The following is a 15,055-nucleotide window of genomic DNA, read 5'->3' as shown; positions in this document are numbered from 1 at the left end:
AGCATAGCCTGTCACCACTGTAGTCAGCAGTTTGGACTATGCTAATATCATACCAAAAGGGGTGAAAAATAAATGCCACATTCATCGGGAGGCGGCTCTCACGGAGGAGGGTCACACGGAGGCTCGCATCACAGCAGCCATTCGCACGGAGGCTCAGGAAGAAGCTCACGCCACGTAAGAAGCACCTATTTCCCGGACGCAAGAAGATATGTATATTATGATCATCACAGACCGGTCTATGTCTATGCAGATTATGACATAACCGAAAAAAGAAGTCCTTTGAGATTTCTTATGCTGCTTTTCTATCTGCCGTTTATTTTATTCACATTTTCTATGTTTGCCGAGGCTTATCATCACCCTCATAAGCTTCCCCAGAACTATGATTATAAAATAGTTGTGGAGGATAAAGCAAACGTCCTTGGCAACACCGCAGAGCTTAGGAACTCGCTGGTGGCATTTTATAACCGCACCGGTATCTCACCTGCGGTCATAACAGTGGAAAATTCAGATTGGCAGGGAAATTATTCAGATCTTGAAAACTATGCCTATGATCTGTATGTGAACCACTTTGCGGACGAGAGCCATTGGCTCATAGTTTACTCTACTCCTGACGGCTATTCTTCCTCTGACGGCTTTGAGGATTGGTATTGGGAGGGTATGCAGGGCAATGATACAGATGATGTTCTGACAGAATCAGTAACGAACAGCTTCAATGACGAGCTGCAGAAAAATCTCACAGCGAGAACACGCTATACAGTGTCCTCGGCTATCAGCACATCATTTGACGACCTGACGCCTACCGTAATGAAGAGTAAAGTAAATTGGACTATGCTATTTACTTCGATCGCCATTCTGGCATTTGTGTGTCTGCACGCCTGCCTTATGATAGGCATAAATCCAAAGGCGAGAAAATATGCCAAAGCAAAGCCGTGTTCTGACGCAGCTCAGGAAAAAGCCTGCGAATATTGCGGCTATACCTATGTCGTAGACACTTGTACAGAATGTCCTCATTGCGGAGCGCCTATCCCACCGGAGGATCAGCCTGGGGCACGATTTACTTGATAAAAAATCACCGCCTGAGAAGCTATTTTTCTCAGGCGGTTTTGTTTGTCATTTTTAGCCGTACATCTCTGTCTGCTCAGCGTAGCTGTAGATTATCTCGGAGTCAGGGTCAATGGCAACTCCCTTTGCGTGGAAAAGCTCTGTTATGGTAACGAACTCGTAGCCCTGTTCTTTGAGGGCAGGGATTATCTTATCAAGGGCTGCAACTGTCTGAACGTTTCCGTTCATATCGTGAAGCAGGATAATTCCCCCGTCCCTAGCCTGTGCAAGCACCTTTTCAACACGCTCCTCAACGCCTATGGCATTGTTGTAGTCCTCTGCACCGTATCCGCATATAAACGGCATATCCACAGCGTCAAAGATGGTCTGATTTACCGCAATATATGGCGGACGGAAAAACTGTGGACGTTCGCCAACAGCCTCTTCCACCTTGTCAGAGGTAAAGTCTATTTCGGCCTTTATTTCCTCTGCGGTCATTTTTGTCATGTCAGGGTGGCTCTGAGAGTGGTTTTCAATGTCACAGCCCATGTTGTAAGCACGCTTCATGACCTCTGCACTCTCGTCTGTGATGTTGTTTCCGATAACGAAAAACGAAGCCACAATGCCGTGTTCTTCAAGCTTGTCAAGCACAAGGGGAGTTGTGTCAGTGTTAGGGCCGTCATCAAAAGTGAGGGCTATCACTTTTCCGTAGTCAGACTTGTCACGAAGCTGTCTGCGCTTATTCTGTGAACTGCTGTCCTCAGCCTTTGAGTTTTCTTTTTCCAGACTGCTGTTTTCACCAGTCCCACAGCCCACTCCCATAGCAAGGCTGAAAGCCACAGCACCCATAAGAATAGTTTTAAGCACCTTTTTCATAAGATTTTCTCCTTCATATTTATTATCTCTATGATAGCATATTTCCACTTGATTTTCAATAGAATTTGATGATAAAGCAACAAAAAACGAGCGGTCAAAAACCGCCCGTCAAATGTCTTTTATTTTTCAGAATGTTTCTTGCCCTTGAAGAATTTTCTGTATATTGCCACTGTTATAACAGCATATATCGTTCCTGTTAGAACGCCTGCGATAACGTCGAATGGATAGTGTACACCAACATACAGCCGTGAGAACGCAATGAGTGTTGCCACTATAAGTGCAGGCACGCCATATTTTTTCGGCATCTCCATGAACATTACCACCGCCACTGCAAAGGAAGCTCCCGAATGTCCCGAGGGAAAGGAGAAGTCCGATTGTGCCCCTATTATCCTGTTAAGCCCCTCGACCACCTCGTAAGGTCTTGTTCTGGCAATAATGTTTTTGAGAATGATGTTGTTTATAAGAAAAGTCACCGCAAGGGAGCATGAACACACGATGCCTGTTGTTCTAGTCTTTTTCAGTATGAGAAGTAAAACGCATATGCCTATCCATAACGCACCGCCGTTTGCAAGATATGTTATGAACTTCATTATGGGGTCAAGCCACCCTGCACGCAGGTTGTCCTGTATCCATAACAGTATGTCGCCGTCTAGTTTAAGTAAGGTGTCCAACATTTATCCTCCTGCCATTTATGTAAATCTATCCCTTGAATATATTTACACTAAAACTGACAAGCCCGTCAAAAAACGAGCCTGCCCTTTGTGTATTAATGCTTTAGTTCATATTTTCGCAAATTAATATTATGATAAGTTCATTTTCATGTATAAAAAGCTTAAAATCATGTGTCATACCCTTAACAAATTCAATTTGCATAGAAATTTGATTTCCAATTACAGCTTAACAGGCTCTATCTTCCAGATGTTTTCTGCATAGTCCTTGATAGTTCTGTCAGAAGAGAACTTTCCGGCATTTGCAATGTTCAGCCAGCACTTCTTAGCGAATGCAAGCTTGTCCTTGTAGTCTGCGTTGACCTTGAGCTTTGCATGAACATAGCTTTCAAGGTCGCCAAGAACGTAGTAGTGGTCAGGAACGTGCCAGCTTGCACCGTCAGTGAGCGCCTTGTAAAGCTCCTTGAAGCTGCCCTCTTCGTTGGACGGAACGCCGCCGTCTGAAAGACTGCCGTCAATAAGCTTGTCAAGAACACGCTTTATCTTGTCGTTTGAGAAAAGTATCTCCCTAGGGTCATACTTTGGCATTATCTCAGCCAGCTCCTCTACTCTTGCACCGAAGATGTAGTTGTTCTCCTCGCCTGCCTCCTGAACGATCTCAACGTTAGCTCCGTCATAAGTTCCCAGTGTGATCGCACCGTTGAGCATAAGCTTCATGTTGCCTGTACCGCTCGCCTCAGTGCCTGCCGTAGATATCTGCTCGGAAACATCAGCCGCAGTAACAAGCTTTTCCGCATAGGAAACGTTGTAGTTCTGTACGAAAACCACCTTGATAAGATCCTTTGTGTCAGGGTCAGCGTTCACAAGCTTGCTTATCTCGCCGATAAACTTGATGATAGCCTTAGCCCTCCTGTATCCCGGTGCAGACTTAGCGCCGAAAATAAATGTTGTCGGCGTGAAGTCCTTTATAGAGCCGTCCTTGATGCCATAGTAAATGTAAAGTATAGACAAAGCGTTAAGAAACTGCCTCTTGTATTCATGCAGACGCTTGATCTGAATGTCAAAAATAGTGTTCGGGTCGATATCAACACCGTCATGCTCCTTTACAAAAGCGGCAAGGCGGTTTTTCTGAGCCTCCTTAACAGCCATGAACTCGTTAAGAACAGCTTCATCATCAGCATATTTTTCAAGCTTTTTAAGCTCGTCCAAGTCCTTCACCCAATCTGCGTTGCCAAGAAGCTTTGTGATAAGTGCTGAAAGCTCAGGGTTGCAAAGTGCCAGCCAACGTCTTTGTGTGATACCATTGGTCTTGTTCTGAAATCTCTCAGGATAAAGCTCATACCAATCTTTGAGAGCGTCCTTTTTCAGTATCTCAGTGTGGATAGCCGCAACGCCGTTTATATAGCTTGAAACATAGATAGCCATAAATGCCATTTTTACCATGCCGTCGCCAACAGGAGAAAGCTTAGAGATATACTCTCTGTCCTTTTTGAGAGCGTACATATCCTTTATAAAACGCTCGTTTATCATAAGGATATATGTATAGACCTCAGGCACTACCTTTTCCACAAGTCTGCAATCCCACTTTTCAAGAGCCTCAGCCATGATAGTGTGGTTTGTGTAGTTAAAGACCTTGTGGGCGATCTCAAAAGCCTTGTCAAAGTCATAGCTATGCTCAGCACAAAGCTGTCTTATAAGCTCTGGCACAGCGATAACAGGGTGAGTATCGTTAAGCTGGATAGTAATATAGTCGCCAAGGTTGTCAAGAGTGCCGAACTTAGCCAAATGCTTTTTGAGAATATCCGTCACAGAAGCGGAGGAGAAGAAATATTCCTGTTTAAGTCTGAGTATCTTGCCCTCTTCACAGTTATCGTTAGGGTAAAGCACCTTTGAGATGTTCTCAGCGTCATTTTTAGCCTTTACGGCACCGTCATAGTTACCGCAGTCGAACTGAGCGAAGTCAAAATCCTCCACGCTCTCAGCCTGCCAAAGTCTGAGTGTGCCAACGTTTTTAGTGCCAAAGCCGATAACAGGCATATCATAAGGCACAGCGTAAACGGTTTGGTCGCCGTATTTAACGACTACCTTGTCATTTTCGCATCTCTTAGACCAAGGGTCGCCGTACTTAGTCCAGTTGTCAGCCTCTTCCTTTTGGAAGCCGTCAACTATCTTCTGCTTGAAAAGACCGTACTTGTATCTTATTCCGTAGCCGTCCAAAGGCAGGTCATGAGCGGCGGCGGAATCGAGGAAGCAAGCGGCAAGTCTGCCAAGACCACCGTTGCCGAGGGCAGCGTCCTCTATTTCTTCAAGGTCATTAAGACTTCTGCCGTGAGCCTTCAAAAGCTCGTCCACCTCGTCAGTGATACCAAGGCAAAGGAGATTGTTATAAACGGCTCTGCCCATAAGGAACTCCATAGAGAGATAGCAGGCTCTGCGGCTGTCAAGGTGAGCCTTTCTGCTGTTCTCCCAATCGCTGTCAATAAGCTCCATAACAGTAGCCGACAGGCTTTCGTGGAGCTGCCAAGGCAGAGCTTTTTCAACGCTCGTGCCAAACTTCTTTTTCAGGTCTTTACTAAGTTCGCTGTAAAACAGTTCTTTGTTCATTGGTTTTTTTATCCTTTCTGATATTTTATGTATTCTATTGTATTTTGTACTTTGTTATTATCCGCACAACGTATGGTATTGGCGAACATTGTTTGCTCGTCGAAGAAACAGACCCACGGCAACAACATTATGGGATAGAACTAAAACCTACCCTATCACACCTGTAGGGGACGACGCCCTCGGCGTCCCACTCGAAGTGACAAGGTTTAAATTATCCAGAATTTGTGCAGAGCAACATTGCGCGGATAACACAAATGAGATTGCAATCGAAACGTCGAGGGGTGCGGGACGCCGAGGGCGTCGTCCCCTACATTTTGGTGCGCAAGTTCTTCTGCCGCAAAATCGCTGTCGCTCTTTGCGAATCTACGTTGCGCTAAGGGATAGAAAAGCGGTGCAGATTTAATTCTCCGATATTACTTTTATCTGATATCAAACTTTCATGTGCTTTTTAGTTTTACTCTGCACCGCTTGTAGGCTTACGCCTATTGAGGCTCTGCCTCAAACTCCGCTAGGGACTCTGTCCCTAGACCCTGCAATGGGTTTCACCCCTTGACCCTGACCAGGGGCGTGCCCCTGGACCTTTTGCTCGCTACGCTCGGTGCTTGTGCACAACTCTGATAAGCTATGCACATTCCTCACTCCTCATTCCTCATTCCTCATTTATCCCTGCTCTATCTGCCATACACCGCTGTTATCTTCGCCAATCTCTCCGCCAAAGTATCATCAAGCTTATCAAAGCTTTCCAATCTCCACTTCCAATTTGCTCCCACTGTTGACGGTGTATTCATTCTGGCTTTATCGTCAAGGCAAAGTATATCCTGCATTTGTGCGATAGCTGTATCACACACGCTGGACCAACAAAGTCTTACCATTGCCCAAGGCACGAACTCGTCTTTTGTAACTCCAAGATAGTCCTTGCAGTAGCTTCTGGTCTTTTCGTCACAGCTTTTTATCCAGCCAAGTATGGTTTCGTTATCGTGCGTACCTGTATAGCAAATGCTGTTTGTGGTCTTAAAATTGTGGGGCAGATAGCCGTTTGTATTATCAGAATCAAAGCCGAACTCCAGCACCTTCATGCCGGGATATCCGCTTGCGTTGAGCATTTTTACAACGTGCTTTGTAAGAAAACCCAAGTCCTCTGCGATTATCTTCACGTCCCCAAGCTGTTTTCTCACTTCTTTGAAAAGCCTCATGTCAGGACCTTTTCTCCACTTGCCCTTTTTGGCGTTCTTTGCACCGTATGGTATGCAGTAATAGCTTTCAAAGCCCCTGAAATGGTCTATTCTCACCACGTCATAGGTGTCAGAAGCCGCCTTTATACGCTCTACCCACCAGCGGAATTTATCTCTTGCTATGTATTCCCAGTTGTAAAGAGGATTGCCCCAAAGCTGACCGTCTGCCGTGAATGCGTCAGGTGGACATCCTGCCACCTCAACAGGCTTTTTCTCTTTGTCAAGGCTGAAATACTGCGGTGTACTCCACACCTCAACACTGTCATATGCCACATATATTGGGATATCGCCTATTATCTCGATGCCCTTTTCATTGGCATAAGCCTTTAGCTTTTTCCACTGCTGGAAGTATTTATACTGCACAAAGCACCAGAAGTCTATATCATTTGCATATTCTTTTCTGGCACTTTTTATCGCCTTAGGCTTGTACATTTTCAGCGGTTCGTCCCATTCATACCAAGCCTTGCCCTTGTTGGCAAATTTCAGTGACATAAACAAAGCGTAATCGTATATCCAGTCTTTGTTTTCCACCACGAATTTTGAGTATGCCTTTTCAGGCTTCTTGCGAAAACGCTTGTGTGCCGTCCTAAGCACCTTGAAAATGACCTCGTATATCTTGCCGTAGTCAACAGACCCTTTGTCATCGCCCCACTCAATATCCTTGTATTCCGCAGGTTTCAGATAACCCTCTTTTTCCAGAGCTTCAAGGTCTATAAAGTATGGATTTCCTGCATGAACAGAAAAGCTCTGATATGGCGAATCACCATAGCTTGTAGGAGATATAGGAAGTATCTGCCAACATTTTTGGTGAGCCTTTTCAAGAAAATCCACAAAAGCATAAGCCTCCTTGCCAAGCTTGCCGATACCATAATCGTTAGGCAGAGAGGATATGTGCATTAAAATACCCGATCTACGCATAAAATGCTCCTTTCATGTTAAAACCGCACCCATGTGAAAAATTCAGTGCAGTCACATATAATACATCATTATGATTATACTACTTTTCAGCCATTTTTGCAATAGAAAAACCGCCATATATTTCATTTTAGAAATATTTTCTCTAAACAGAAAAATCCCGAGGACGCAAACCCTCGGGATGATCTTTTAGTCATGTGTTATCATCATAAGCACCGCAAAGTAGTGGAAAACACTTCCCGCAATGGTGAACAAATGCCATATTGAGTGAAAATATTTTTTGTTCTTTTTAACATAGAAAATAACGCCCACAGTGTAAAAAAGTCCGCCTATAAGAATAAACCACAAGGACAGCGGATATACCTTTTCTATCATAGGCTTGACAGCGATTATAACTACCCAGCCCATTGCGATATAGCATACAACAGAGGGCTTGCGGAACTTTTCAAGGTCAATGGAGTTCAGCACAATGCCAAGGATAGCCGCACCCCAGACGATTCCGAAAAGAACCCAGCCAAACGCACCTCTCAAAGGCACAAGGGTGATAGGGGTGTATGTGCCTGCGATGAGGAAGAAAATGGTGTTGTGATCCATTATTCTGAAAAACTTTTTGGCTTTTGGATTGGTGATAGCATGATAAAGGGTTGACATGGTGTAAAGTATGATAAGAGAAGCTCCGAAAATAGCGGAGCTTACAACGCCCCAAGCGTTGGAGTAAATGGCAGCGAGAACGATAAGAACGGCAGTGCCTGCGATAGAAAGCAGACCGCCTGCACCATGGGAAACGGAGTTGAAGATCTCCTCGCCGAGGGTGTATCTTTTGGTTAGATCCTGAGATTGGATCTCAACAGATTTTGACATAGTATCATTTCCTTTCCGATAGGACCGAGAATTTGCATATAAGTTTTATTACTATAGTATAGTAACATTTTTTTAGACACTTGTCAAGTTTAAATACAGGTGTAAAAAGTGAGGAGTGAGGAATGAGGAATTAGGAATGAGGAATTAGGAATGGGCAAAGCTGACCAGAGTTGTGCCCCAACACCGAGCGAAGCGAGCAAAAGGTCCAGGGGCACGCCCCTGGTCAGGGTCAAGGGGTGAAACCCATTGTGGGGGTCTGGGGGCAAAGCCCCTAGCGGAGCTTGAGGCAGAGCCTCAATAGGCGTAAGCCTACTAAGCGGTGCAGAACAAATCCAAAAAGCACATAGAACCCAAACATCAAATAAAACCAACATCGAAGCATAAACCTGCACCGCTTTTCTATCCCTTAGCACAACGTAAATCCGCAAAGAGCGAAGCGATTTTGCGGCACAGCAAACTCGCCCGAATAATCCGTAGGGGCGAACATCGTTCGCCCGCATGGTATGCAACCAGTACCATGTAAACAAAATACCCCCAATAACTTAAATCAAAAAAAATTCAAAACCCCCTTGACAAAACATGAATATATGATATAATAAACATATGAACAGTTATTCATATGATGAATTGAAATGACACATATCGAATATACTAAAACAATAATAAGAAAAGGAGAGCGAAAATAAATGAGCGAGAATACAGTAAAGCATGAGCATAAACAGTGCGGAGGAAAGAATATAGAGAAGATGGAGGAAATAGGGAAAACAATGCCCGTTGAGGAGGAGATATATGACGTGGCAGAGCTTTTCAAAGTCCTTGGCGATCAAACAAGAGTGAAAATACTCTTTACTCTTATAAAGGACGAAATGTGCGTGTGCGATATAGCCGAGCTGTTGGAAATGTCACAGTCAGCTATCTCACATCAGCTGAGAGTGCTTAAGCAGGCCAGACTTGTGAAGTATAGACGTGAGGGAAAAACAGTCTATTATTCAGTTTCCGATGAACACGTCGCTGTCATACTCAATATGGGTATCGAGCATATCAGCGAGTAAAGAAAGTGATCTGTTTTTTTTGTAGTATAGGAGAATGTGAAATGAGTAAAATGACTTTGCTTCTTAAGGAACTCGATTGTCCTCATTGTGCGGAAAAGATCGAGAAACGTGTGAGCGAGCTTTCAGGCGTTAAAAGCTCTAACCTTGACTTTATCAATAAAAAGCTCACAGTTGATTTTGACGGCGATAAAAACGCCCTCTTTACCGAGATAGAAAACGTCGTCCATAAGCTTGAACCTGACGTTAGCGTGAAAGAGCTTGGCGATTGTGCTGAGAAAACTCTCTATCTGAAGCTGGAGGATCTCGATTGCCCTAACTGCGGTGAAAAGATAGCAAACCGTGTGGGTGAGCTTGCAGGCGTTATTTCATCAAACGTCGATTTTATCAGCAAAAAGCTTACTGTCAAAACAGACGGCTCTAACCCTGACCTGCGTATCATGATAGAGGATACCGTCCATCAGCTTGAGCCTGACGTTACTGTTAAGGATTATGGTGCTCAGACAGCAGAGGAAGAGCCTGTGAATGACCATAAGGGCGAGATAGTCAAGCTATCTGTGGCTATCGTGTTCTTTATCGCATCAATGCTTTTGGATAAGCTTGGAAGTGGCACTGTATGCGAATACCTCAGCGCAGGCCTTGCAATAGTTGCTTACCTTATTGCAGGTCTTGACGTTGTTATCGCCGCCGTAAGAAACCTTGTTAAAGGCGAGGCTTTTGACGAGTCACTGCTCATGACTATCGCAACAGTTGGCGCATTTGCTCTTAAAGACTTCCGTGAGGGTGCAGCCGTTATGCTGTTCTTCCAGGTGGGTGAGCTTTTCCAGACTATCGCAGTAGAGAAGTCAAGAAAATCTATCACAAAGCTTATGGAACTTAAGCCTGAGTCTGTAACAGTTGTAAGAAACGGCAAAACATACGAGCTTCCTCCTGAGGATATCCTCAAGGACGAGATGATCGCAGTAAAAACAGGCGAGAGAATACCTCTTGACGGTATCGTAACAGAAGGAGAATCAGAGCTTGATACATCAGCACTTACCGGTGAGTTTCTTCCGGTCGAGGTCAAAGCAGGGGACAGCGTCCTCAGTGGCTCAACAAACCTGAGAGGACTTCTCAAAGTTCGGGTCACAAATACCTTCCACGAGTCCGCAGTGTCGAAAATTCTCGATATGGTGCAAAACTCCAGCGAAAGAAAAGCCAAGACCGAAAAGTTCATCACACGTTTTGCAAGAGTTTATACCCCTGCGGTAGTAATTGCTGCACTTGCACTTGTGTTTATACCAAGCTTCATTCTGGGCTTTGATCAGTTCTCAAAATGGCTATATAGAGGACTTCTGTTCCTTGTAATATCCTGCCCATGCGCACTTGTTATCTCAGTGCCTCTCTCGTTCTTCGCAGGAATTGGCGGAGCTTCTAAAAAGGGTATCCTTATCAAAGGCGCAAAAAATCTTGAAACAATGGCTAAGTGCAAAACTCTCGCAGTTGATAAAACAGGTACGCTCACAAAGGGCAAGTTCACTGTCCTCAGCGTAAACCCACAGGGCGTTTCACAGGATATCCTCCTTGAAGCCGCCGCATATGCAGAAAGTATGTCAACTCACCCTATCGGTATCTCCATAGTGCAGAGATACGGCAGGGAAATAGACGGTGCAAGACTTTCTGATGTTGAAGAGATAGCAGGAAACGGTGTAAGAGCAAAGCTTGACGGCAAGGAGATACTTTGCGGAAAGAAAGCGCTTCTTGAAACAAACGGCATTGCCGCACAAAGCTCAGAAGACTCCGCAACGGCAGTTTATGTTGCCCTTGACGGCAAGTTCATAGGCGAGATACTCCTTGGCGACGAGATAAAAGAAACCTCTGCCACAGCCGTTTCAAGACTTAGAGAGCTTGGCGTTGAAACTGTCCTCCTCACAGGGGATAAGAAAGATACCGCTGAAAAGGTGGCAAAGAAAGTGGGCATAAAAACATTCTTCAGTGAGCTTCTCCCTGAAAACAAGGTTGAAAAGGTCGAACAGCTTATAAAAGACCCCGACCGCAGACTTGTTGCATTCGCAGGGGACGGAATAAATGACGCACCTGTTATCGCAAGAGCCGATATCGGTATCGCAATGGGTGGCTTAGGCTCAGATATCGCCATTGAAGCCGCAGACGTTGTGCTTATGAACGACGATCCGTCAAGCATAGCAGACGCAGTAAAGATATCCCGAAAGACTATGACAATAGTAAGAGAGAATATAATTTTTGCCCTTGGAGTAAAAGCTCTTGTGCTTATATTTGGTGCATTGGGACTTGCAGGAATGTGGCTTGCGGTATTCGCAGACGTTGGCGTAGCCGTAATAGCTATCCTAAACGCCCTAAGAAGCAGCAGAATAAAATAAAACTATGTTTAGACCTGCAAATGCGCATAAATACGGCATTTGCTTGTAGGGGCGAACAGTGTTCGCCCGCTTATCCACAACAACGTAAAAATAACAAGGCGGACGCTGGAAAAAGCTCCGCCTTTTTTCTGTCATTGACAATAAGCCTGATATGTACTATAATATTGGTATTGTAAAAATGAACGGAGGTGCAGTCAGGTGGCTAATAAAGACAGACAACAAAACTACACAAACGATAATAAGCCTCAGGACTACTACGAACAGGAATATCAGCGACAGCTTGACGAGTTCAACCGCATAAGCGGTGCGGGCGGACAGCGTGTTCAGCAAATAGATGAGGGCGTGAACGACTTTGACGATTACTATGACGCTGGCTACCCTGATGATCATACACAGGGTACAGCTCAGCCATACGGGCAGGGAAGCCGTTCATCATCAGACTACGCAGGCTCATACAGAGAAAGCACTCCAAGACGGCAAACACAGAACAGACAGAGCAAGCAGAGAGGTTCAGGCAAGTCAGCAAAAAGCAATAAGACCTCAGCCCAAAGACGAAATAATGACCTGCAATTTGGCAAAAACAATAAAAGCCGTAACGGTCAGACGAACAAAAAAGGTAAAAACAAAGTGGAAAATAAAAAAAGACACCCTATAAAAACCTTTTTCAAGGTACTTATCATCATACTTTTGGTGGTTTTCATATTGGCAAACGTCCTTATATGGCGATACATAGGCATGGTGAACAAGGTGGAAAGAGGTCAGCGAGCGAACACAGAGGCTTCCATGAACAGCTCTGATGTACGAAATATCCTGCTTATAGGCTCTGATACAAGAAACGCTGACGAGCGTGGCAGAACAGACTCTATGATACTTCTCTCCATTAACAGCACCACAAAAGAGATAACAATGACCTCTTTCATGCGTGATATGTATGTGAATATCAAGGGCGTTGACGCTGACGGAAATGATATAGACACATGGTCAAAGCTCAATGCAGCGTATGTTTACGGCGGTGCAGAGCTTCTTATGGATACCATAGAGTATAATTTTGATATTGCCGTTGACGATTATGTTTATATCGACTTTCTGTCATTCGTTGATATCGTTGACGCAGTTGGCGGTATCGAGCTTGACATTTCCGACGAAGAAGCCGAGGGCATGAAGCCTCCAATGGCAGAGCAAAACAAGCTTCTTGGCAATAAAAAGGGTACAGACTATCTTGATAAGGGCGGAAAGAAGCTCCATGTAAACGGCAATCAGGCACTTGCCTATGCAAGACTTAGATATGTTGGCAACGCAGATTTCCAGCGAACAGAACGCCAGAGAACAGTTATCACAAAGATAATCGAAAAGGCGAAAAGCTCAGATCCGCTGACTATAGACAAATTTGCAAAAGCATCAATGTCACATCTTACAACCAATATGTCCCAGACACAGCTTTTTGCTCTTACCTATAAGGCGATATTCTCCATGAATTACGAGATAAAGTCCATGAGAATACCTGATGATGATTCCTATTCATATGGCACATCATCTGACGGTCAATCAATTCTCGAAGTGGATTTTGAAGCCTGCAAAGCACTTCTCAGAAAAGAGATATATAACCAGTAAAAAAGAAAAGCTCTGCTTCGGCAGGGCTTTTTATGTGCAAAAATATAGGGGCTCGTCCCCTGCATGGTTTGTGCGTTTTTAATATAATTTTTTTTATACAAAAAAGGGGCTGTAAAAAAAGTCCCCAGGAAAAAAGGCTGCGATCTTGCCAAAAAGCAAGACAGCAGTCTTTTTTTGTGGTATAATTAAAGTATCATGAATAACCAACCACAAGAATATTATACACCATATCAATTAAAATTTCCAATAGAAATTGAAAAAATAATTGAAACAACTGACCCGGTATATACATTTTGTGAAGTGATGAATCATATTGACCTGAGTAAATACCTGACGACTGAGGGCTTTCTATATTTGTATTATTGTTCAGGTGTCGGTTCAGGCTCAGGCTCAGGAGCAGGCGGATCAGTTTCCGTAACAGGCTCCGTTACTGTTTCTGTAGCAGTTTCCGTGTTCGTTGACACCTCAGTGGTTTCACTTGGCTGTGTCAAAGATGGAGTAGTTTCAGTTGCTTTTTTCGTTTCTGTTGAAGCCGAAGTTGTTGTGGTGGTCTTTGAAGTTGTGGTCGTGGTGATGTAGCTTGTGGTGGTCGTAGTTGTGGTGGTCTCTTCCTCTGATGAGTCCTCCTCCACAGGTGCGTCACCGAATGCTATAACGCCCCATTTTCCGGACTTCATTACCCATGCCTTGCCGTTGTGAGCAGGTCTTGCCTGATCGAACTCGCCTGGCTTTACGATACAGTTGCCGTCTATGTCATAATAACCATATGATGAATTTATGGATACCGGCAGATAATCGTCAGTGAAAAGATAAGGATGAACTGCCATCTCGTCATCTATCACCTTTCCGCAATAGGCACTCATGTCACCGTCGCACTTGAAGTCGATTATAGTTTTGCCGTCAGAACCAACATATCCCCACTTGCCTTCGTCGTTCTCAAAGGCTATGCAGGTAAGCCCTGCACCTTTGTATGCAGGGGCATAGAAATCAGTGTACTGCATATCAAGTATAAGCTTGTCCTTTTTAGCAAGCCCGTAAAGCGGTTCGCTCACAGGAGAAATGTCATAAAAACCATTGTCAGACTTTTTCACGTCAGCTTCACATACCACAACAGCTTTTTTGCCGGTGTATTCTTCGCCCTGTTCTTCGTCAGCGTCCTTTACATAGATCTTTTCCTCACTGCTGTTCCAGTAATATTTCGGTGAGCTGTCATGATGTTCCGCCGCATAGTATACTACCTGATTTGAGCTGTCGATACTGCAATACTCATACTCATCATTCTTTTCATTTATAATATTGAAAAGCGTGACCTCTCCGCACCAGCAGGTGTAGTAATCGTCATATTCCGCAGGCACTACCATGTTTCCACTGTAGTCTATAATGCCATACTTGCCGCTCTGTCTGATAACAGAATAGTTGGCATAAGCTGTGTTCTTTTCGTTGTTAGGGTCGACCTGACTTCCGTCAAAAGAAATGATATTATCGGCGTTTATAGTCGGCTCTATGAGCCAGCGATAAGCTTGTTTCTGTTCTGAATTTGAGTCAGCCGTATAGGAATAACCACCGGGGGCAACGTCGTCATCAGCACCCTTTTCCCAAGGCATGGCACAGCCTGTGAGCATAGCACCTGCAACAACGGCTGTCAGAGCAGAACAAAAGATCTTGTTCATAAGTTTCCTCCTATCATTCTCTGCTTCTTCCTTATCACCCATTATCTGTATTTTTTTATCTTTTCAGGGCAATATCTACACATACGATTATTATATACTATAACCCCTTTTATGTCAATAGCACAACTTACAAACAGCACCGCAAAGCTG

10 protein-coding genes are annotated in these 15,055 nt (G+C 44.3%); 4 read left to right on the top strand and 6 right to left on the bottom strand.

What is annotated here, in order from left to right; genetic code table 11:
* Positions 1–72 precede the first annotated feature (72 nt).
* Positions 73–1,062: a TPM domain-containing protein gene (locus DW938_RS05290; protein ID WP_118124108.1), complete on the top strand. Its 990-nt coding sequence runs from the start codon at positions 73–75 to the stop codon at positions 1,060–1,062.
* Positions 1,063–1,116: 54 nt separating this feature from the next.
* Here DW938_RS05290 and DW938_RS05285 read toward each other — a convergent pair whose 3' ends face one another.
* The 5 genes from DW938_RS05285 to DW938_RS05265 form a co-directional block, all read right to left on the bottom strand.
* Positions 1,117–1,917, bottom strand: coding sequence for a polysaccharide deacetylase family protein (locus DW938_RS05285; RefSeq protein ID WP_242992393.1), 801 nt, complete (start codon positions 1,915–1,917; stop codon positions 1,117–1,119).
* Between the two features lie 119 nt (positions 1,918–2,036).
* Positions 2,037–2,591, bottom strand: a complete 555-nt coding sequence (locus DW938_RS05280; RefSeq protein WP_046441286.1) for a phosphatase PAP2 family protein — start codon at positions 2,589–2,591, stop codon at positions 2,037–2,039.
* Between the two features lie 216 nt (positions 2,592–2,807).
* Complete coding sequence (locus DW938_RS05275; RefSeq protein WP_118124106.1) at positions 2,808–5,189, bottom strand: glycogen/starch/alpha-glucan phosphorylase; 2,382 nt, start codon at positions 5,187–5,189, stop codon at positions 2,808–2,810.
* Positions 5,190–5,860: 671 nt separating this feature from the next.
* The gene (gene malQ, locus DW938_RS05270) at positions 5,861–7,339 is read right to left on the bottom strand and encodes a 4-alpha-glucanotransferase (RefSeq protein WP_117863861.1); all 1,479 of its coding nucleotides are present in this window, start codon (positions 7,337–7,339) and stop codon (positions 5,861–5,863) included.
* Positions 7,340–7,525: 186 nt separating this feature from the next.
* Positions 7,526–8,197, bottom strand: a complete 672-nt coding sequence (locus tag DW938_RS05265) for a hemolysin III family protein (protein ID WP_046441292.1) — start codon at positions 8,195–8,197, stop codon at positions 7,526–7,528.
* A gap of 686 nt (positions 8,198–8,883) precedes the next feature.
* Between DW938_RS05265 and DW938_RS05260 the strand changes: the two genes are divergently transcribed.
* The 3 genes from DW938_RS05260 to DW938_RS05250 all read left to right on the top strand — a co-directional run bounded on the left by DW938_RS05260 (position 8,884) and on the right by DW938_RS05250 (position 13,235).
* Positions 8,884–9,249, top strand: coding sequence for a metalloregulator ArsR/SmtB family transcription factor (locus DW938_RS05260; RefSeq protein WP_022287119.1), 366 nt, complete (start codon positions 8,884–8,886; stop codon positions 9,247–9,249).
* Positions 9,250–9,290: 41 nt separating this feature from the next.
* On the top strand, positions 9,291–11,624 hold the full coding sequence (locus tag DW938_RS05255) for a heavy metal translocating P-type ATPase (protein ID WP_118124105.1): 2,334 nt from the start codon (positions 9,291–9,293) through the stop codon (positions 11,622–11,624).
* 198 nt (positions 11,625–11,822) lie between these two features.
* Positions 11,823–13,235, top strand: coding sequence for an LCP family protein (locus DW938_RS05250; protein WP_118124104.1), 1,413 nt, complete (start codon positions 11,823–11,825; stop codon positions 13,233–13,235).
* A gap of 359 nt (positions 13,236–13,594) precedes the next feature.
* Here the strand turns inward: DW938_RS05250 and DW938_RS05245 are convergent, their stop codons facing one another.
* Entirely contained in the window at positions 13,595–14,905 is a 1,311-nt protein-coding gene (locus tag DW938_RS05245; protein ID WP_181984378.1) for a WG repeat-containing protein, read from the bottom strand.
* Between the last annotated feature and the right edge of the window lie 150 nt (positions 14,906–15,055).

The sequence above is a fragment of the Ruminococcus sp. AM43-6 genome (genome assembly GCF_003461785.1).
In the GTDB taxonomy this organism is placed as follows: Bacteria; Bacillota; Clostridia; order Oscillospirales; family Ruminococcaceae; genus Hominimerdicola; species Hominimerdicola aceti.
This window is presented reverse-complemented; position numbering and strand designations above follow the sequence as displayed.